At 47.4% G+C, this 19,525-nt stretch carries 24 protein-coding genes and 1 other annotated feature; of the genes, 22 read left to right on the top strand and 2 right to left on the bottom strand.

What is annotated here, in order from left to right:
* The first annotated feature begins 74 nt into the window (after window positions 1-74).
* From mreB to pheA, 14 genes are all read left to right on the top strand, one after another.
* Window positions 75-1,088, top strand: a complete 1,014-nt coding sequence (mreB, locus tag G4O42_RS12815) for a cell shape-determining protein MreB (protein ID WP_003152647.1) — start codon at window positions 75-77, stop codon at window positions 1,086-1,088.
* A gap of 30 nt (window positions 1,089-1,118) precedes the next feature.
* Window positions 1,119-1,982, top strand: a complete 864-nt coding sequence (mreC, locus tag G4O42_RS12810; protein WP_007408166.1) for a rod shape-determining protein MreC — start codon at window positions 1,119-1,121, stop codon at window positions 1,980-1,982.
* Window positions 1,979-2,497, top strand: coding sequence for a rod shape-determining protein MreD (gene mreD, locus G4O42_RS12805; protein WP_007408167.1), 519 nt, complete (start codon window positions 1,979-1,981; stop codon window positions 2,495-2,497). The genes mreC and mreD overlap by 4 nt, the downstream gene beginning before the upstream one ends.
* A gap of 53 nt (window positions 2,498-2,550) precedes the next feature.
* Window positions 2,551-3,231 carry a septum site-determining protein MinC gene (gene minC / locus G4O42_RS12800; RefSeq protein ID WP_032873813.1) on the top strand — a complete coding sequence of 227 codons (681 nt, stop codon included), beginning with the start codon at window positions 2,551-2,553 and terminating at the stop codon, window positions 3,229-3,231.
* 2 nt (window positions 3,232-3,233) lie between these two features.
* Entirely contained in the window at window positions 3,234-4,037 is an 804-nt protein-coding gene (minD, locus tag G4O42_RS12795) for a septum site-determining protein MinD (protein WP_003152655.1), read from the top strand.
* Window positions 4,038-4,164: 127 nt separating this feature from the next.
* Entirely contained in the window at window positions 4,165-4,968 is an 804-nt protein-coding gene (locus tag G4O42_RS12790; protein WP_007408168.1) for a M23 family metallopeptidase, read from the top strand.
* Complete coding sequence (locus G4O42_RS12785) at window positions 4,961-5,827, top strand: M50 family metallopeptidase (RefSeq protein WP_007612866.1); 867 nt, start codon at window positions 4,961-4,963, stop codon at window positions 5,825-5,827. Before G4O42_RS12790 ends, G4O42_RS12785 begins: the two co-directional genes overlap by 8 nt.
* A 58-nt stretch (window positions 5,828-5,885) precedes the next feature.
* Window positions 5,886-5,959, top strand: a sequence feature (ribosomal protein L21 leader region).
* 13 nt (window positions 5,960-5,972) lie between these two features.
* Window positions 5,973-6,281 carry a 50S ribosomal protein L21 gene (gene rplU, locus G4O42_RS12780; RefSeq protein WP_003152660.1) on the top strand — a complete coding sequence of 103 codons (309 nt, stop codon included), beginning with the start codon at window positions 5,973-5,975 and terminating at the stop codon, window positions 6,279-6,281.
* 2 nt (window positions 6,282-6,283) lie between these two features.
* Window positions 6,284-6,625: a ribosomal-processing cysteine protease Prp gene (locus tag G4O42_RS12775; protein WP_012118103.1), complete on the top strand. Its 342-nt coding sequence runs from the start codon at window positions 6,284-6,286 to the stop codon at window positions 6,623-6,625.
* 12 nt (window positions 6,626-6,637) lie between these two features.
* Window positions 6,638-6,922 (top strand): 50S ribosomal protein L27, encoded by a 285-nt coding sequence (gene rpmA, locus G4O42_RS12770; RefSeq protein ID WP_003152662.1) that lies wholly within the window; start codon window positions 6,638-6,640, stop codon window positions 6,920-6,922.
* Window positions 6,923-7,239: 317 nt separating this feature from the next.
* Window positions 7,240-7,818, top strand: a complete 579-nt coding sequence (locus tag G4O42_RS12765; RefSeq protein ID WP_032873815.1) for a sporulation initiation phosphotransferase B — start codon at window positions 7,240-7,242, stop codon at window positions 7,816-7,818.
* Between the two features lie 31 nt (window positions 7,819-7,849).
* Entirely contained in the window at window positions 7,850-9,136 is a 1,287-nt protein-coding gene (gene obgE / locus G4O42_RS12760) for a GTPase ObgE (protein WP_032873818.1), read from the top strand.
* Between the two features lie 53 nt (window positions 9,137-9,189).
* The gene (gene thrR, locus G4O42_RS12755; protein ID WP_007408173.1) at window positions 9,190-9,633 is read left to right on the top strand and encodes a transcriptional regulator ThrR; all 444 of its coding nucleotides are present in this window, start codon (window positions 9,190-9,192) and stop codon (window positions 9,631-9,633) included.
* 13 nt (window positions 9,634-9,646) lie between these two features.
* A complete protein-coding gene (pheA, locus tag G4O42_RS12750; protein ID WP_003152668.1) occupies window positions 9,647-10,504 on the top strand; it encodes a prephenate dehydratase in 858 nt (285 codons plus the stop codon).
* A 25-nt stretch (window positions 10,505-10,529) separates the two neighbouring features.
* Here the strand turns inward: pheA and G4O42_RS12745 are convergent, their stop codons facing one another.
* Together G4O42_RS12745 and G4O42_RS12740 are read right to left on the bottom strand one after the other, a co-directional pair.
* Window positions 10,530-11,072, bottom strand: a complete 543-nt coding sequence (locus G4O42_RS12745) for a transcription repressor NadR (protein ID WP_032873821.1) — start codon at window positions 11,070-11,072, stop codon at window positions 10,530-10,532.
* Complete coding sequence (locus G4O42_RS12740) at window positions 11,069-12,220, bottom strand: IscS subfamily cysteine desulfurase (protein WP_032873824.1); 1,152 nt, start codon at window positions 12,218-12,220, stop codon at window positions 11,069-11,071. The genes G4O42_RS12745 and G4O42_RS12740 overlap by 4 nt, the downstream gene beginning before the upstream one ends.
* 104 nt (window positions 12,221-12,324) lie before the next feature.
* Between G4O42_RS12740 and nadB the strand changes: the two genes are divergently transcribed.
* From nadB to ruvA, 8 genes are all read left to right on the top strand, one after another.
* The gene (gene nadB, locus G4O42_RS12735) at window positions 12,325-13,890 is read left to right on the top strand and encodes an L-aspartate oxidase (protein ID WP_032873827.1); all 1,566 of its coding nucleotides are present in this window, start codon (window positions 12,325-12,327) and stop codon (window positions 13,888-13,890) included.
* Complete coding sequence (gene nadC, locus G4O42_RS12730) at window positions 13,872-14,720, top strand: carboxylating nicotinate-nucleotide diphosphorylase (protein ID WP_032873830.1); 849 nt, start codon at window positions 13,872-13,874, stop codon at window positions 14,718-14,720. The genes nadB and nadC overlap by 19 nt, the downstream gene beginning before the upstream one ends.
* A 1-nt stretch (window position 14,721) precedes the next feature.
* Window positions 14,722-15,825, top strand: coding sequence for a quinolinate synthase NadA (gene nadA / locus G4O42_RS12725; RefSeq protein ID WP_032873833.1), 1,104 nt, complete (start codon window positions 14,722-14,724; stop codon window positions 15,823-15,825).
* Between the two features lie 127 nt (window positions 15,826-15,952).
* Window positions 15,953-17,143, top strand: coding sequence for a SafA/ExsA family spore coat assembly protein (safA, locus tag G4O42_RS12720; protein WP_032873835.1), 1,191 nt, complete (start codon window positions 15,953-15,955; stop codon window positions 17,141-17,143).
* Between the two features lie 147 nt (window positions 17,144-17,290).
* A complete protein-coding gene (locus G4O42_RS12715) occupies window positions 17,291-17,884 on the top strand; it encodes a YhcN/YlaJ family sporulation lipoprotein (protein WP_014721606.1) in 594 nt (197 codons plus the stop codon).
* Between the two features lie 131 nt (window positions 17,885-18,015).
* On the top strand, window positions 18,016-18,135 hold the full coding sequence (locus tag G4O42_RS20260; RefSeq protein WP_007612850.1) for a hypothetical protein: 120 nt from the start codon (window positions 18,016-18,018) through the stop codon (window positions 18,133-18,135).
* A 132-nt stretch (window positions 18,136-18,267) separates the two neighbouring features.
* Window positions 18,268-18,777 carry an intercompartmental signaling factor BofC gene (locus tag G4O42_RS12710; RefSeq protein WP_007408184.1) on the top strand — a complete coding sequence of 170 codons (510 nt, stop codon included), beginning with the start codon at window positions 18,268-18,270 and terminating at the stop codon, window positions 18,775-18,777.
* Between the two features lie 134 nt (window positions 18,778-18,911).
* A complete protein-coding gene (gene ruvA, locus G4O42_RS12705; RefSeq protein ID WP_003152683.1) occupies window positions 18,912-19,517 on the top strand; it encodes a Holliday junction branch migration protein RuvA in 606 nt (201 codons plus the stop codon).
* The last annotated feature ends 8 nt before the right edge of the window (window positions 19,518-19,525 follow it).

Here is a 19,525-nt window from a genome sequence, read left to right as displayed (position 1 = left end):
ATTTAAGATATAATAGATTTTATGAGTTTTTCCCTTTAGGGTATTTTTGCTTTAAGAAAGGAAGATACATACATATGTTCGGAATTGGTACAAGAGACCTTGGTATAGATTTGGGAACCGCGAATACGCTTGTGTTTGTTAAAGGAAAAGGAATCGTAGTGAGAGAGCCGTCTGTCGTTGCTCTGCAAACGGATACGAAGTCCATCGTTGCGGTCGGTAACGATGCGAAAAACATGATCGGAAGAACTCCGGGCAATGTGGTTGCGCTCCGTCCGATGAAAGACGGCGTTATCGCTGACTATGAAACAACTGCGACAATGATGAAATACTACATTAATCAGGCTGTGAAAAATAAAGGATTGTTTGCGAGAAAGCCTTACGTTATGGTGTGTGTGCCGTCAGGTATTACGGCCGTTGAAGAACGGGCGGTCATCGACGCGACAAGACAAGCGGGCGCACGTGACGCTTATCCGATTGAAGAACCGTTTGCGGCAGCAATCGGCGCGAATCTTCCGGTATGGGAGCCGACGGGCAGCATGGTCGTTGATATCGGCGGCGGAACAACTGAAGTGGCGATCATTTCTTTAGGCGGCATTGTTACGTCTCAGTCAATCCGCGTAGCCGGTGACGAAATGGACGACTCAATCATCAGCTATATCAGAAAAACATATAATCTGATGATCGGTGACCGTACGGCGGAAGCTATTAAAATGGAAATCGGTTCAGCAGAAACCGGTGAAGAAAATGCGTCAATGGAAATCCGCGGCCGCGATCTTCTGACAGGTCTGCCGAAAACGATCGAAATCACGGGAACGGAAATTGCAAATGCACTGCGTGATACAGTTCTCTCAATCGTTGACGCGGTGAAGAGCACGCTTGAAAAAACACCGCCTGAGCTGGCCGCTGATATTATGGACAGAGGTATTGTATTAACAGGGGGAGGCGCCCTGCTCCGCAATCTCGACAAAGTCATCAGTGACGAAACGAAAATGCCTGTTCTTATCGCTGAAGATCCGCTGGATTGTGTTGCGATCGGCACTGGAAAAGCACTGGAGCACATCCATCTTTTCAAAGGAAAAACAAGATAATCAGGAGTTAAATAGAAGAGGTGTATCACGATGCCGAACAAACGGTTAATGCTATTACTTCTGTGTATTATCATATTGGTGGCTATGATTGGATTCTCGCTGAAGAACGGCCGTAATACCACCTGGCCTGAAAAGCTGATCGGTGATACGACGGGAGTATTTCAAAACATTTTTCACACGCCTGCCGAATATTTTGCAGGGTTCTTCGGGGACATAAAAGACCTGAAAAACACGTACAAGGAAAACGAACGCTTAAGACAAAAGCTGGACGGACAGACACAATATGAAGCGAAGCTCCAAGAACTCAAAGATGAAAACAAGAAGCTGCGTGATGAACTCGGGCATGTCAAATCAATTTCCGACTATGATCCGATTTTAGCGACCGTTATCGCCAGAAACCCTGATCAATGGTACAAGCAGATCATGATCAATAAGGGAACGAAGCAGAAAGTGGCCAAAGACATGGCTGTCACGAACGAAAAGGGTGCGCTGGTCGGGAAGATCAAAAGCAGCGGACTCAACAGTTTCACATCCGCCGTTCAGCTGCTGAGCGATGTTGACCGCAATAACAGAGTGGCCACCAAAATCTCCGGCAAAAAGGGAAGCAAAGGCTACGGTTTAATTGAAGGGTATGATAAAAAGAAACAGACTCTGAAAATGACCATTCTTGAGCCGGATGAAAAACGTGAAGTGAAAAAAGGCGACCTCGTGGAGACATCCGGGACGGGCGGCGTATTTCCTCAAGGGCTGACGGTCGGGGAAGTGACCGATGTAGAATCAGATGCTTACGGCCTGACGAAAATCGCTTACGTGAAACCGGCTGCCGACCTGTACGATCTTGACCATGTCATCGTCGTGAACCGAAGCGTAGCAACAGGGGAGGAAGGATCGTGAAACGTTTCCTTCTCCCTTTGATTATGATTTTGGTCTTTTGTGCGGAAAGCATCTATACCGATCTGGTGCGTTTTCCTTTCGTTTCCGTCGAGCAGCAGGTCGTTCCGCATTTTCTTTTGCTTGCGCTGATTTTTATGTCCGCTTATATCAACCAAAAGCATGCGGTGATCTACGGTTTGATTTTCGGATTTCTTTATGACATTAATTATACGGGTGTTTTAGGCGTTTATATGTTTGGTTTTGCCGGTTTATGCTATCTGGCGGCCAAAGCGTTTAAAGTGCTTCAGACAAACGCCCTGATGGTCATTTTGGTCGCGGTGCTGAGCGTATGCGTGCTTGAATTTTACGTTTACGGCATTCAGACGTTAATCCGCAGCGGCACAATGACGTTTAACGATTTTGTCATTCAGCGGTTCTTGCCCACCGCTTTGCTGAATATTGCGGGAGCCGTTATATTAGTCCTGCCCTTCAGGCTGTTTTATATAAGTCTGAAGAAAGAATTAAGAGATGAGTAAAAAGGATTTTATCTTTTTTTGACGAAAAGAGTATGTTGTTGAGGTGAACATTGATGAAGACCAAAAAGCAGCAATATGTAACAATAAAAGGAACAAAAAACGGCTTAACATTGCATCTGGATGATGCGTGTTCTTTTGATGAGCTTCTCGATGGTCTTCAAAACATGCTGTCGATTGAACAATATACTGATGGCAAAGGCCAAAAAATCAGTGTTCATATTAAACTCGGGCATCGGTATCTGTATCAGGAACAGGCAGAGCAGCTGACTGATCTGATCGCGTCAAAGAAAGATTTAGTCGTGCATTCAATTGACAGTGAAGTCATCGCCAAAGAAGAAGCGCAGCGGATGATAGAGGAGCAGGAAATTGTTTCTGTTTGCAAAATCGTCCGTTCGGGCCAGGTGCTTCACGTGACGGGAGATTTGCTTTTAATCGGAGATGTGAATCCCGGCGGTACGATCAGAGCCGGAGGAAATATATTTGTTCTCGGTTCATTAAAAGGGATTGCCCACGCGGGTTATAACGGAAATAACCGGGCTGTGATCGCCGCATCCGAAATGATGCCGACACAATTGAGGATCAATCACGTGTTAAATCGCTCCCCAGACCACATTCAAAAAGGGAACGACATGGAATGTGCTTATTTAGATACTGACGGAAATATGGTCATTGAACGCCTTCAGCAATTGGCTCATTTAAGACCTGATCTAACAAGGCTTGAGGGAGGAATGTGAAATTGGGTGAGGCTATCGTAATAACTTCGGGAAAAGGCGGAGTAGGTAAAACAACAACATCTGCAAACCTCGGTACCGCCTTAGCCATTTTAGGGAAGCGCGTCTGTTTGGTAGACACAGATATAGGACTGCGCAACCTTGATGTCGTAATGGGTCTTGAAAACAGAATTATTTACGACTTAGTAGATGTAATTGAAGGCAGATGCAAGACGCATCAGGCGCTTGTCAAAGACAAACGTTTTGATGATCTGCTTCATTTAATGCCGGCTGCCCAGACAAGCGACAAGACGGCTGTTGTCCCTGAGCAGATCAAATCGCTTGTGCAGGAGCTTAAGCAGGAATTTGATTATGTCATTATTGATTGTCCGGCCGGAATTGAACAAGGCTATAAAAATGCCGTCTCCGGAGCTGATAAGGCGATTGTTGTGACGACGCCGGAAATATCAGCGGTGCGGGACGCTGACCGCATTATCGGACTTTTGGAGCAGGAAGATATCGAACCGCCGCGCCTTATCGTGAACCGCATCAGAAATCACCTGGTGAAAAACGGTGACACGATGGATGTGGATGAAGTTGTTCATCATCTGTCTATTGATCTCCTCGGAATCGTTGCTGACGATGATGAAGTGATCAGGGCTTCAAATATCGGCGAACCGATTGCCATGAATTCCAAAAACCGCGCCAGCATTGCGTACCGCAATATCGCCCGGCGCATTTTAGGAGAATCCGTTCCTTTGCAGGTGCTTGAAGAGCAGCAAAAAGGGATGATGGCGAAAATCAAGTCATTTTTCGGCGTGCGTTCATAATATATACCAGAATACAAAGATCTGATGAAGCCCAGCTTATCAGGTCTTTTTTGTTTTTCAAGAGCGCATATTTGCAATGGACAAGACATAGGATGTACAAACCCAACGATTGCAAAGGATGATGGCGATGAGTCACAGAGCTGATGAAATTAGAAAAAGACTGGCCAAAAGAAGAAAACAGCGGCCTGAATCAAAACGGACTTTCGTTCAAAACGCCCAAACGCAGAATTTTCCCGCGTGGCAGACGGTCAAGGAGCAGGAAAAGCACAAGCTTCTACCGGACTACGAATATCAAACGGAACACCCGCCCGAATTTAACGGACGGCATCCATTGATCAGCGCTCATTCTATTATTTTAAAATGCCTGCTGGCCGCCTGTCTCGTACTGATCTCCGCTATTGCCTATAAAACTGACAAACAGCCGCTGAGTCAGATCAAACCGGCGATCGCACAAACCTTTCAAAAAGAATTTCAGTTTGCTGCCGTAAGCAATTGGTTCGTATCTTCCTTCGGAAACCCGCTCGCTTTTCTTACGCCGGGAACGAAAAAGAAGGACGGTCAGGTGGCGGTCAGTCAGGATATGGCTGTTCCTGCCGCGGGGAAAATCCAGCAGGACTTTCAAAATAACGGAGAGGGCGTCGTCGTCGAAACTGCCAGTGAAGCCATTGACAGCGTAAAAGAAGGCTACATTATGGAAGTGAGCAAAGATAAAAAAACAGGACTGACGGTGAAGGTGCAGCACGCCGACAATACAAGCAGCATTTACGGCCGGCTAAAAGATGTTAACGTTTCATTGTACGACTTTGTCGATAAAGGGAAAAAGATCGGTTCGATCAAGCTCAACGATAAAAGTAAAGGCCAGTACTATTTCGCGATCCAGGATGGCGATAAATTCATAGATCCGATCCAGGTGATCACTTTTGATGAATAAATGGCTCAGCCTCCTTTTCAAAGTTCATGTCCATCCTTTTCTTTGGATTATCATGGGGCTTGGTCTTATGACGGGGCACATCAAAGCGCTGCTGTGTCTTTTGCTGGTCGTATCCGTTCATGAGCTGGGGCATGCTGCTCTGGCTGTGTTTTTTTCGTGGCGCATTAAACGAATCTTTCTGCTCCCTTTCGGCGGGACGGTTGAGGTGGAGGAGCATGGAAACCGGCCGCTTAAAGAGGAATTCGCGGTCATTCTGGCGGGCCCGCTTCAGCATGTGTGGCTTCAGGCGGCAGCCTGGCTCTTTTTCATGTCAGGTTTTGCAAGTGAGCAGACATTTGAGATGTTTACCTTTTATAATCTCTCCATTCTTTTCATCAATCTTTTGCCGATCTGGCCGCTTGACGGCGGAAAGTTTGTGTTTTTATACTTTTCTAAACAAATGGCTTTTCAAAAAGCGCATCTCCTCAGCCTGCAGACATCGGCCGTTTCCGCGCTTTTGCTCTGCTGCTGGATTGTGCTGGCCGTCCCCCTTCAGGTCAGCGCATGGGTGCTGTTCGTCTTTCTCACCGCTTCTTTATGGGATGAATACCGGAAGCGGCACTATATTCAGCTGAGGTTTCTTTTGGAGAGATACTACGGCAAAAACCGTGATGTCGCCATGCTGCATCCTTTGACGGTCGCGGCCGATGCCAAAGTAAAGCATGTCATGGCCGAATTCAAACGGGGATGCAAGCACCCCATTATCATTGAAAAAGCCGGCGAAAAGCTCAGCCAGCTCGATGAAAATGAAGTGCTTCATGCGTATTTTGCCGATAAACGGACAGATTCCTCTATGGAAGACCTGCTGCTGCCTTACTAGAAATAGATTGACATATCCTTTTGGTTCTGATATATTTTTTAATGTTATGGATGTAGCACCAATGCTACAACCGCTCGGGACAGGTGATAAGAGCTTTAAAGCCCCCTGTTGCTGGCGAGTCTTAGTCTAATAGGAGGTGCAGAGAATGTACGCAATCATTAAAACAGGCGGAAAACAAATCAAAGTTGAAGAAGGTCAAACTGTTTACATCGAAAAACTTGCTGCTGAAGCAGGTGAAACAGTGACGTTTGAAGACGTATTGTTTGTTGGCGGAGACAGCGTGAAAGTCGGCAACCCAACAGTTGCAGGCGCGACAGTTACAGCTAAAGTTGAAAAACAAGGCCGTGCGAAAAAAATCACTGTTTTCCGTTACAAGCCAAAGAAAAATGTTCATAAAAAACAAGGTCATCGTCAGCCTTATACTAAATTGACAATCGAAAAAATCAACGCGTAAGCATGATTGAGGCAACAATTCGAAGATCCCGGAATGACGGGGGCATTTTGTCCTTTGAAATGACGGGACATGCCGATTTTGCTGAACATGGACGAGATCTCGTATGTGCCGGGGTCACAGCTGTCGTTTTCGGAGCGGTCAATGCGGTTATCGCGCTGGCTCCTCTCGAACCGATTCTTGATATAGGCGAGGACGGGGGTTATTTCTACTTTGAATTCCCTGAAGCCGCTGATCAGGAAGCTTTGCAAAAAGCGCAGCTGCTGATTGAAGGCATGATTGTTTCTCTTGAAACGATCGAGCGGGATTACAGTGAACACTTACGGTTGACTGCAAACCAAATATAGGAGGTGAGTTACATGCTTAGATTAGATCTTCAGTTTTTCGCTTCTAAAAAAGGTGTAGGTTCTACAAAGAACGGACGTGACTCTGAATCTAAACGTTTAGGCGCTAAACGTGCAGACGGTCAATTCGTAACAGGCGGATCTATCCTTTACCGTCAACGCGGAACGAAAATCTACCCAGGTGAAAACGTGGGCCGCGGAGGAGATGACACTCTTTTTGCTAAAATCGACGGAACTGTTAAATTCGAACGTTTCGGCCGTGACCGCAAAAAAGTGAGCGTATATCCTGTAGCTCAATAATGACACAAAAAACTCCGGTCGTTGACTGGAGTTTTTTTTGCAGTAAGCGGAGTAACATCAAGAATGAAAAGCAGAGGATGCGTGAGTGAACCCCGCCTTGAATGAGGACATCAGCTTCCCATACCCACTGGATATGTTCCCCAAGCAGTGATACCAAAAATGTTTCTGCCTGGCATCCGCATTGTATGCGATCCGAAAAAGGAACATGATGAACCAGGAAAAACAAGTGTTTTTTTAACAAAGCCTTCTCTGTTATAATTCATAGTACACACTTATCAAGACTCCTAAAAAGAAATTAAACGATTGGGAGTGCGAAAATGAAGGATGTATCGAAGAAACAAGAAGAACCTGTAAGCGATGCGGCTCTGATCAATGAGCTGATCCAATTAATGGGCCATTTCCGTCATGATTGGATGAATAAGCTGCAGCTGATAAAAGGAAACTTAAGTTTGCAGAAGTATGACAGGGTCGTTGAAATTATTGACGAAATGGTCATAGATGCAAAGCACGAATCAAAGCTCTCAAACCTGAAAGCCCCGCACTTGGCGTTTGACTTTCTTACATTTAATTGGAAGTCCCGTTATATGAGACTCGAATACGAAGTGCTCGGAGAAATTAAAGATTTATCGGCATATGATCAAAAGCTGTCGAACCTGATGAGAAAACTGTTTCATCTGTTCGGTCTGGCAGTAAGCAATGAAAGTGAAAATCATCTGACCGTATCGCTGCAGACGGATCACCCTGACAGACAGCTTATTGTATATCTCGATTTTCATGGAACGATTGCAAATGCAGATGTGTTTGATGAATTTCGCAAATCCCGGTATGAGGACTTTGATGTCATGCAATTTGAGCTGACCGGCCATGAATGTGTGGCCGAAATTGGAATGAACTAGCGGTTTTTTACGGTTTAGAACGGAGGATATTATGTTTGTAGATCAGGTGAAAGTATATGTAAAAGGCGGCGACGGCGGTAACGGAATGGTTGCGTTCCGCCGTGAAAAATATGTCCCGAAAGGCGGGCCTGCCGGCGGTGACGGAGGTAATGGAGGCGACGTCGTTTTTGAGGTTGATGAAGGACTGCGCACGCTCATGGACTTCCGGTACCAGCGGCATTTCAAAGCGATACGCGGCGAGCACGGCATGTCTAAAAACCAGCACGGCAGAAATGCGGACGATATGGTTGTTAAAGTTCCGCCCGGCACAGTCGTAACGGATGACGATACAAAACAGGTCATTGCCGATCTGACTGAGCACGGGCAGCGCGCCGTCATCGCAAAAGGCGGACGCGGCGGACGCGGAAATACCCGCTTTGCGACACCGGCCAACCCGGCACCGCAGCTGTCAGAGCACGGAGAGCCCGGAAAAGAGCGCTATATCGTGCTTGAACTGAAAGTGCTTGCAGACGTAGGTCTCGTCGGCTTCCCGAGCGTCGGAAAATCTACGCTTCTGTCTGTCGTTTCATCGGCAAAGCCGAAAATCGCCGATTATCATTTTACAACGCTTGTTCCGAATCTGGGCATGGTGGAAACGGATGACGGAAGAAGCTTCGTCATGGCGGATCTGCCCGGTTTGATTGAAGGAGCGCATGAAGGAGTCGGCTTAGGCCACCAATTTCTCCGCCATATCGAACGGACGCGTGTCATCGTTCACGTCATTGACATGTCAGCGATCGAAGGCCGCGATCCGTATGAGGATTATGTGACCATTAATCAGGAGCTCAGTGAATATAATCTGCGGCTGACGGAGCGTCCGCAAATTATCGTTGCGAATAAAATGGACATGCCCGAAGCGGCTGAAAATCTTAAAGCGTTTAAAGAAAAGCTTCAGGATGACCATCCTGTCTTCCCGATCAGCGCGGTGACGAGAGAAGGGCTCCGCGATCTTCTGTTTGAAGTCGCCAACCAGCTGGAAACAACGCCTGAATTCCCGCTGTATGATGAAGAAGAACTGGCGGAAAACCGCGTAATGTACACGATGGAAGACGAAGAAATTCCATTTAACATTACCCGTGATCCGGACGGTGCGTTTGTGCTTTCAGGTGACAGTCTGGAACGCCTCTTTAAAATGACTGACTTCTCCCGTGACGAATCCGTCAAGCGTTTTGCAAGACAGATGCGCGGTATGGGCGTTGATGAAGCGCTCAGAGAACGCGGTGCTAAAGACGGCGATATCATCCGGCTTCTGGAATTTGAATTTGAATTTATTGATTAAAAAAACGGAGAGCTTGCATTGCAGGCTCTCTGATGTAAAAGGGAGGGGTGCAGGTGAAAGAAGAGACATTTTATTTAGTGCGTGAAGACGTTCTGCCTGATGCGATGCGGAAAACCCTTGAAGTCAAAAAGCTGCTGGACAGAAAAAAGGCTGAATCGGTTGCAGATGCCGTGCAGAAAGTTGATTTAAGCAGAAGTGCTTTTTACAAATACCGAGATGCGGTTTTCCCTTTTTACACGATGGTTAAAGAACAAATAATCACACTTTTCTTTCATTTGGAGGATCGGTCAGGCGCGTTATCCCAGCTTTTGCAGGCGGTGGCTGACTCAGGAAGCAACGTGCTTTCCATTCACCAGACGATTCCGCTTCAGGGCAGGGCGAATGTCACGCTCTCAATCAGTACGTCCGCAATGGAAGAAAACATTCATACGTTAATGAATAAACTGAGAAAATTTGATTTTATAGAAAAAGTTGAGATCTTAGGGTCAGGCGCGTAAGGAGAGAAGAGACATGAAAGTCGGTTATTTAGGGCCAGAAGCCACATTTACACATCTAGCAGTCAGTTCCTGCTTTCAAAACAGCGTGACACAAGCACCTTATCAAACAATACCGGCATGCATGGATGCGGCGGTTGCGGGAGAAGTTGATCTTGCATTTGTTCCTTTGGAAAACGCGCTGGAGGGCTCGGTTAACTTAACGATTGACTATTTGATTCATGAGCAGCCTCTTGCGATTGTGGGGGAAATGACGCTGCCGATTCACCAGCATCTGCTCGTTCACCCTTCGAGAGAAAATGAGTGGAAAAAGCTTGAGAAAATTTATTCTCATTCCCATGCGATTGCGCAATGCCACAAATTTCTTCACCGGCATTTTTCGTCCGTTCCTTATGAGTATGCGAAGTCAACAGGTGCGGCTGCCAAGTATGTCAGTGAGCATTCGGACCTTCCGATCGGCGTGATTGCAAATGAAATGGCCGCCGCTACATACGGATTGAGCATCGTGAAGCGGGATATTCAGGATTATCAGGACAACCACACGAGATTTGTCATTCTTTCACCTGAAAAAGACGTCTCATTCGAAGTGAATGCGAAACTGTCTTCACGGCCGAAAACGACGATGATGGTAACGCTTCCCCAAGATGACCAATCAGGTGCGCTGCACAGGGTGCTGTCCGCTTTTTCATGGAGAAACCTGAATTTATCAAAGATCGAATCGCGCCCGACAAAAACCGGTCTCGGCAACTATTTCTTTATTATTGATATTGAACAGGCGATGGATCAGGTTCTCATTCCCGGTGCCGTTCAAGAGATGGAAGCCCTCGGCTGCCGGGTCAAGCTTCTGGGAACATATCAATCCTATTCGATATAAAAAAAGCCCTTCAGGGGGCTTTTTTTTAATCTTTTATTAAAATACCCGCGTCGTTCAGCGCTTGGCAGGCTTGGTCAATCCGCTCTTTTGTCGGGGCGCTTAACGTATGAAGGTGCACGCCTCCGGTCAGCTGTGAAAGGTAAGCGGCATTTGTCGAGTTAATGTGATCCATGAATTGTTTGACTTCTTTCCGTGTGCTGACTCTTATGGCGGCGGTTAAATCGCCGTACACGGGGTGTTCAATAATTACGTCCTTTATGGTGACGCCTTCATCGACAATGAGTTCAAGCTCTTCTTCCGTCCGCTCCGGGCCATGCAGACAGGCGACAATCCGTTCGGCGTTATTTCCGCCGCCGGCATTCATGCTGATGTATAAGTAGCCTTGGCTCGTCGCGATGATCGGCTCGTTTTTTGCTTTCAAGAGTGATATGTCCTGCACGATCACCTGTCTTGAGACATTTGCTTTTTTGGCCAATTCGCCTCCTGTTAATGGCGAGCCGGCTTCTTTCAGCCAATGAAGCAGCATGTCGCGTCTTTTCGCCCCTGTAAGCTTCGTTCCTTCTGTCAAATTGCTGATTCTCCTTTCTTTTGCTCCCATAGCGCCGTAAATGTATGTATCAGCATATCGAGCTGTTCACATGTTGTTTCGTTTCCGAATGAGATCCGGAAAAACTGCCGCGCTTCCCGTTCGGTTTTTCTCAGCGCCTTCATAGCTGAAGAAGGGCCGTGGCTGCCGGCGGAACATGCGCTCCCGGTTGAGATGCAAATATCGTTACGATTACATTCTAACATAATATATTGTCCTTCAAAGGATTGAAAAAAACACCCGACAATGTGGGGCAGGCATTCACCGCCGGTTTCTTCCTCTGAAAATGAAATGGGGAGGCCTTGACGCCGAATTTGGTCATACAAATAATTCCTCAGCCTGTCAGCATGCTCACGGTGTTCCTCCATATGTTTCACTGCATACTCCGCAGCAGCGGTAAAAGCGCCGATTGCCGGTACATTCACCGTACCGGGCCTGAACCCGTTTTCATGCACGGTATGCGGATAAACCGGGTTCCAGCTGACACCGGGCCGAATGTAAACAGCCCCGGTGCCTGTCGGGCCGTATACTTTATGACCGGAGACGGAAAGGGCGTCGATTCCCGCCTGATCCGCATCAATCGGCAGTTTGCCGAAACTTTGAACACAATCGCAATGAAGCAAAATGTTTCTCTGGTGAAGAAAAGCGGCCAGACGATTCACAGGCTGGATGAGGCCGGTTTCTGAATTGGCGTGCTGTATGGAAACGAGCCCCGTGTCAGGACGGATATGAGCCGCCAGTATGTCTTCGGTTATAAGGCCGTTTTCGTCGGGATATATGATGGTGACATCAATTCCCCGGTCAGCTAAAAACGCCGCGGCATTATGGATCGAATGGTGTTCCATTGCGGTCGTAATAAAATGTTTTTTGTGATCGGGCAGACCGTGCAGCAATGATTGGACGGCCAAGATGTTCGCTTCCGTTCCGCCGCTTGTAAAGTAAATGCCGTCTGCCGCTCCGCCGATCAATTTTCCTGCAGAATGTCTGCAATATTCCAGCACGTCCGCCGCTCTTCCTCCGGCGTCATGAAGGCTGCTTGCATTGCCGTATACCTCTGTGCTGAGATGCTGAAAGACTTTCGCGGCTTCTTTGCTTAAAGGCGCTCCCGCCGCGTAATCAAGATAAATCATACAGCCCGTCTCCTATCCGTTTATGTTAAAAAAAAGCTTGAGTTTATTTTATCGTTGTGTAAATATATGTGTCAAGACAGGTGTAAATAACAGGAGGGTGATGTATGTCTGAAAAAACAATTATCGTCATTGGTTCGGGGACGGCGGCCCTTGCCTGTGCTTCCTCATTTCCTCCGTCATACCAAGTGACCGTCATCACAAAGAGAAGCGTAACGAACAGCAATTCGCATTATGCTCAAGGCGGGATTGCTGTTTCATACGCAAAAGATGACTCTTTAGAATCCCATGTGAACGATACACTGTATGCGGGATGCGGACACAATGACGTGACAGCCGTGCGGCATTTGCTGAAAAGCGGACAGAGCATGATAAACAGGCTGATAGAAGGCCATTTCCCTTTTGATACGAAGTCGGACGGAACGTTTTGTCTCGGCAGGGAAGGCGCTCATTCGAAAAGGAGGATTCTGCACGCCGGGGGAGATGCGACCGGACGGATGTTGGTTGAGTTTCTGGTTCAGCAGCTGAGGGACGGCATACGGATCATTGAACACGAGACGGTTGTTGATCTTCTGATTGAACACGGACGATGCGCAGGCGTTGCCGTAATGGATGCTTCAGGCGCTGTTTCTTACAGAAGAGCGGATTGTGTAGTGCTTGCATCAGGCGGCTGCGGCAGTTTGTACCAATATCACACAAATGATTCCGCCATAACGGGAGACGGCATCGCTCTTGCCTTCCGCGCTGGAGCTGAGATCACGGATATGGAGTTCACCCAGTTCCACCCGACCCTCCTTGTGAAAAACGGGACTGTGTACGGCCTGATTTCTGAAGCAGTGAGAGGAGAAGGCGGATATTTAGCGGATCGCTTCGGGCGCAGGATCATGGCTTGCAGACACGCGCTAGAAGATTTGGCGCCCCGGGATGTGGTTTCACGGGCGATTTATGAAGAAATGATGAAAGAAAATCCTGTTTTTATAAATTGCAGCAGAATAGCCGATTTTAAGAAACGTTTTCCGACCATAACAGGTATTTGTCAAACAGCCGGTGTTGATCTTGAAAGCGGGATTCCTGTAGCACCCGGAATGCATTTTTTAATGGGCGGAGTAAAAGCCGATACCTGGGGGAAAACGTCCGTGCCTGATTTGTACGCCATAGGCGAGACCGCCTGCACAGGATTGCACGGGGCGAACCGCCTTGCGAGCAACTCACTGCTGGAAGCGCTGGCAAGCGGGCAACGATGTGCTGAACATATCACTCAAACGCCGTTAAACGGAAGATATAAAAAAACCCCGAAGAAATCTGACGTCATCTTAGAAGTGCCGGACACATCGCTTCATGTGCTCCAAGCCAAAATGACAACCGGAGCGGGCATCGTCAGGGATAAAGAAAACATGCAGGCGCTGGCATCCTGGCTTAACAACGTATCTGTGCGTCATATAAATGTGAAGGATATCACAATAGAACAAGCCGAGCTATCCTGCCTATGGAAGACTGCGCAACTTGTTGTGACCTCAGCCCTTATTCGGGAAGAAAGCAGGGGCGCTCATTTTCGCGCTGATTTTCCCGGGACGGAGAAAGAGTGGCACGGAAAACAAATCATTCATTCAACATCTGGAACAGTTATCAGAAAAAACGAAAGGATTGGGGAACTATGGACATTCTGCAGCTGAAACAAATGCTGACTTATTTTTTTCAGGAAGATATCGGAACGGGTGATGCGACGTCACAAGCGATTTTTTCTGATCAGCAATGTAAAGCGCGAATCATCGCAAAAACAGACGGCGTGTTTGCCGGAGAAGCCGTTATCCGTGAAGGATGGAAGCTTTTACACGATGACATCCGCATCCGCTCCCTGAAAAAAGACGGAGAACGGATGAAAAAAGGAGACGTGCTCGCTGAAATGGAAGGCCAGACGGCGGCTCTTCTTACGGGGGAGCGGGTCATTCTGAATCTCATACAAAGAATGTCAGGCATTGCGACAATGACGGATGAGGCCAAAAGGCGTCTTGATGATCCGTCCATTAAGATTTGTGATACGAGAAAAACGACACCCGGGCTCAGAATGCTGGAAAAATACGCCGTTCGGGTCGGAGGCGGCTTTAATCATCGCTTCGGCTTATATGACGGCATCATGATAAAAGATAATCATATTGCCGCCTGCGGATCGATAAAGGCGGCCGTGGAGCGGGCAAGAAAAACGGCGGGGCAGATGCTTGCGGTGGAAGTCGAAATCGAATCCGAACAGCAGCTGCTTGAGGCAATAGAAGCGGGCGCAGACGTTATTATGTTTGACAACTGTCCGCCTGAGTCCGTCCGGCGTTTTGCAGACATGACACCTGGCCATATCAAAACGGAAGCATCCGGAGGCATAACGCTCGACACATTGCCCGCTTATAAAGGAACGGGCGTCCAATATATTTCACTCGGATTTCTGACTCATTCAGTAAAAAGCGCCGACATCAGCATGGATGTTGAGGCTGCGGAACAGGGGGATTTTTAAGATGTCTATTTTTGACGTGCTAACTGCATCAGCCGAAATGATGCCGAGCCATTATAAAGACATGAGCACCGGAGAAATGGAAAAGCGGGTCGCCGCCATTAAACGGGCTTTCGGAAAGCGTCTGTTCATTCCGGGGCATCACTATCAAAAAGACGAAGTAATACAATTCGCCGATACGGCAGGTGACTCCCTGCAGCTTGCTCAAGTGGCAGAAAAAAATAAAGAGGCGGAATATATTGTGTTTTGCGGCGTGCATTTTATGGCGGAAACCGCTGATATGCTGACTGATGATAACCAAACCGTCATTTTGCCCGACATGCGCGCCGGATGCTCGATGGCTGATATGGCAGATATTCAGCAGACGGACAAAGCATGGCAAGAGCTTCAAGAACTGTACGGTAACACCATCATTCCGTTAACATATGTTAACTCGACGGCGGAAATTAAAGCATTCGTCGGACGGCACGGGGGAGCGACCGTCACCTCTTCGAATGCCCGGAGTGTGCTGAAATGGGCTTTTAAACAAAAAGAGAGAATTTTATTTTTGCCGGATCAGCATTTAGGCAGAAATACGGCCTATGACCTCGGCATTCCGCTGACAGAAATGGCTGTATGGGACCCGGTGCAGAACCGATTGCTTACTGACCATCCGGAAAACATTAAGGTTATCCTTTGGAAAGGGCATTGCTCCGTACACGAAAAGTTTACAGCGGAAAATATTTCTCAGCTGCGGCAGAGGGATTCCGGCATCCGCATTATTGTTCATCCGGAATGTTCGCGGGAAGTGGTCTCGCTCAGTGACGACAGCGGGTCTACCAAATACATTATTGATACGATCGAACAGGCTGAACCGGGAAGCAAATGGGCGATCGGCACGGAAATGAATCTTGTTCAGCGCCTCATTCAATCGCATCCGGATAAACAGATTGAATCATTGAATCCCGATATGTGTCCGTGTCTGACAATGAACAGAATCGACCTGCCGCATTTATTGTGGTCGCTTGAGCAGCTTGAAAAAGGCGAGCCGAAGGGTGTCATTAAAGTTCCGGAAGCGGTTCGGACAGATGCGCTTCGTGCTTTGAACAGAATGCTGAGTCATACGTAATTATAAAAATTTCCCCTCCTTCCCAAAATTTTTTATCATCATGCCCAGTCCACCGGCATATAGTGTGAAGAAACGTATTGTAATGACAAATGTACCGTTCACGTTTTGTGCATAGGAGGGGAAAACGTTGAAAATTCATATCGTTCAAAAAGGCGATTCGCTCTGGAAAATAGCTGAAAAATACGGAGTTGATCTTGAAGAGCTAAAAAAACTGAATCATCAGCTTAGCAATCCAGACTTAATTATGCCTGGAATGAAGATAAAGGTGCCTTCAGAAGCCGTTCCGGTCAGAAAAGAACCTAAGGCCGGCTTCGGAACGTCTGCGCATAAGCATGAGCATCCATATGCCAAAGAAAAACCGAAATCAGTTGTGGACATTGAAGACACAATACCGGAAGAACCAAAGCCGTCAATTCCGTATGTGCCGCCAATCCCTGAAAAGCATGAAAATGTGCTGCCGGAAGCTGATATGAACCAATATTACCCGTCCAATCAGCTGTTTCAGCCGTGGTCGCCTCCTAAGCCGGAGGAACCGGTGACACATTTTGTCGAGCCGAAAGAAAAAGAGCATGACAATAACATTCCACAACAGGAGGAAATGATCAACATGGAAAACGCGAATTACCCGAATATGCCAAAGGCGCCTGAAGCCGGAAAGATGGAAGAAGAAAACGCCGCTTATCATCTGCCGAATATGCCAAACATTCCGAATGTCCCGTTTCCGAATATGCCGGCCGTTGAACCGCCTTTTATGCATTACCCGATGCCGTGCATGCCTTGTCCTTGTCCGGTTCCGGTGACACCGATGCTGCCGGGTTCTGGATTATGCCACCCTTGCTTCCCGGTAGGCGGAGGTTTCGGCGGTTTTGGAGGAGGTTTTGGAGGCTTTCCGGTAATGCCGATGCCGTTACCGTACGGATTCCATCATCCGGGATTTGGGCCGCACGCGGGTTACGGTGAATATGAAAACCAGGCCCATGAAAATGCAGAGCATTATGATGGTTCTGCATCTGGTTTCGGCGGTGCTCCTTACGGTCAAATGCCGTATTACGGCGGATATTCGTCACATTACGCAAACGCACCTCATCATGATGGAAAATATAAGGATGATGATTGCGGCTGCCATGATTCACATCATCACCATCATCACCACCACGGTTCACATCACCATCACGCAAATATGCCTGTGCAGCCGTATCCGAATATGGATGCAAACGCAGGACATTTTATGCCTTACGGCGGAGGAAATCCCAATGTCGCGCCGAATCAGCCGAGTCCAAATCAAGTATTCGGACGGCCGGAGGAAGAAGAAGATTAATGTTTCGGGACGATGTATGTCGTTCCTTTTTTTATGTCCAACTGAGGAATGGACATAACTGACAAGCTTAAACCCGCCGCCCGCCGCACATCCTAAACATGAGCGGAAAACGCTCAAACAGCGATGAATCCACGGGGGGTTTTTCCATTGGGTAAAAAACTGATGACGATCGCGGGCGTTTTAGCCGTGACGGCAAGCTTAACGGCATGCGGAGCAAATAATGCCATGAATGACGGACGCTACAATCAGTCAACACGTCCGGTCGGATATTATTCGAATGATAATGGTAACGGCAGAGGCCAGTACGGAATGGACCATCAAGGACCCGTTTCTGAAATGATGGAAAACCGAAACGGCCGTCATAATACGACAAACGTGTCCGACCAGTACGCGCCTAATGACGGGGTTCCGTTAACGACGGACGGCACATATAACGGCCGAAATGTCAATACGCCGCCGGCAGCAATGTCTTATAATGGGTATGACAACGCCGAAAACATCAGGTTGGCAGCAAAAGTTGCAAACCGCGTGAAAAAAGTAAAAGGCGTACAGGATAGTCAGGTCATCGTGACTGACACGAGAGTCGTCATTGCCGTCAGAACAAATCATCCTTTTACGAAAAATGATGATAAACATGTCAAACATGCGGCCAAAAAATTCGCGGACGGCCGTACAATTCAAGTGTTTACCGACAACGCTACTTTTACAAAGCTGCAAGACATGAACAGAAACAGCCGTTAAACGGACTGCCGGATGATTTCATCCGGCAGTATTTTTATGGATAAATCTTCATCATTTCTTTACATATTCTTAAAACGCTCTTTATATTGCGGTGTTAACATAAAAGTAATAAAACGTAACGGAGGGCCGGGATGAAAAAAACGGAGCATGACAAAAGCCGCGGAGCAAAAACTGTGTATCTGACCGTAAGGGGATACCGGCTCAAACTGACGCCCGGACAAATGAAACTGATTTCAGCCGGCCGGGCATAATCATCGAGGCAGCCCTCATATAGAGGCTGCTTTTTTTCGGCCTGAAACAGACAAATGAAAGAAAACGATTAAGCACCGGCATCTTTGGTCAAACTAGCATCAAGAGTTTGATTGAATAAAGAGGTGTTATTGGTGAAACGAATTTGCGGTGCGCGTCTATTGTTTATGCTTATCTTATCGGCTGCGGCCCTGATTTGCGGAGGAAAAGGCGCATACGGGGCGGAGGTCGAGCATTACGGGCCGCTTCGGGTGCATGTCCAGCTGGAAAAGGTCTATCTTGACGGTGATGTCGGCATTGAACATACGGATGAAACCGTTTTAGCGATGGAGGATTTTTGGGCCGCATACGCCGGCTGGACGCTCGTTGAGCAGAAAAAAGGCTTCGTCCTTTTCCGTAAGCATGTTGATGACATTTCCCCGCTCAGTAAGGTTAACGGTTATATCGGCGTCACGGACGGAGGCGTCATCTCCACATTTCACGGCCGTCCCGGATCGCTGGCTGAGCCGATTCAGTCTTTCTTCCAGATTGATATAGAGCGGCTGGAAAGCCGATTGCAAAAGCATTTGGAACACGGTATACCGTACAGGACAAAAGCGGAGTTTGAGAGCGTGATCGATCATATTAAGACTTACAGCGGCTGACTTTGACGCAAGACATGTGACACATGTCTTTTTTTTCTGAATGGAAGGTGTCAAAGCGAACATACGTTAACTTTTCTATAAGACTTTGGCTGTTTTTGTGTTACAATGATAAGCAGTCAAAGAGGTGAATAGGTGTGATTGAATTCGTGAAGGGGACGATTGATTATGTATCTCCCCAATACATCGTGATTGAAAACGGCGGAATCGGCTATCAGGTCTTCACTCCGAATCCGTTTATTTATAAGGTAAGCAATCAAGAGACCATTTTTACGTATCATCATATAAAAGAAGACGCCTTTTCTTTGTACGGTTTTTCAACCCGGGAAGAAAAAGCGCTTTTCACAAAGCTGCTGAACGTCACCGGCATCGGGCCTAAAGGGGCCCTCGCCATCCTCGGTTCCGGTGATCCCGGAGCCGTCATCGAAGCGATCGAACAGGAAGATGAGGCCTTTTTGGTGAAATTTCCGGGTGTGGGCAAAAAAACGGCGCGGCAGATTATTCTTGATCTGAAAGGCAAACTGGCCGACGTCGTGCCTGAAATGATTGACAACCTGTTCAATCATGAAGCGCGCATTGAAAAACAAGAGGCTGAAACGGCGCTTGACGAGGCGCTTGAAGCGCTCCGGGTTCTCGGCTACGCCGAAAAAGAAATTAAAAAAGTGCTTCCTCACTTAAAAGAGGAAACGGCGCTTTCAACAGATCAATATGTGAAAAAAGCATTGCAAAAATTATTAAAGTAAGGTGATGT

Source organism: Bacillus sp. LUNF1, from assembly GCF_011008975.1.
In the GTDB taxonomy this organism is placed as follows: Bacteria; Bacillota; Bacilli; order Bacillales; family Bacillaceae; genus Bacillus; species Bacillus velezensis.
Note: the sequence above shows the minus strand (reverse complement) of the source record. Positions and strands in the feature narration are given on the sequence as shown.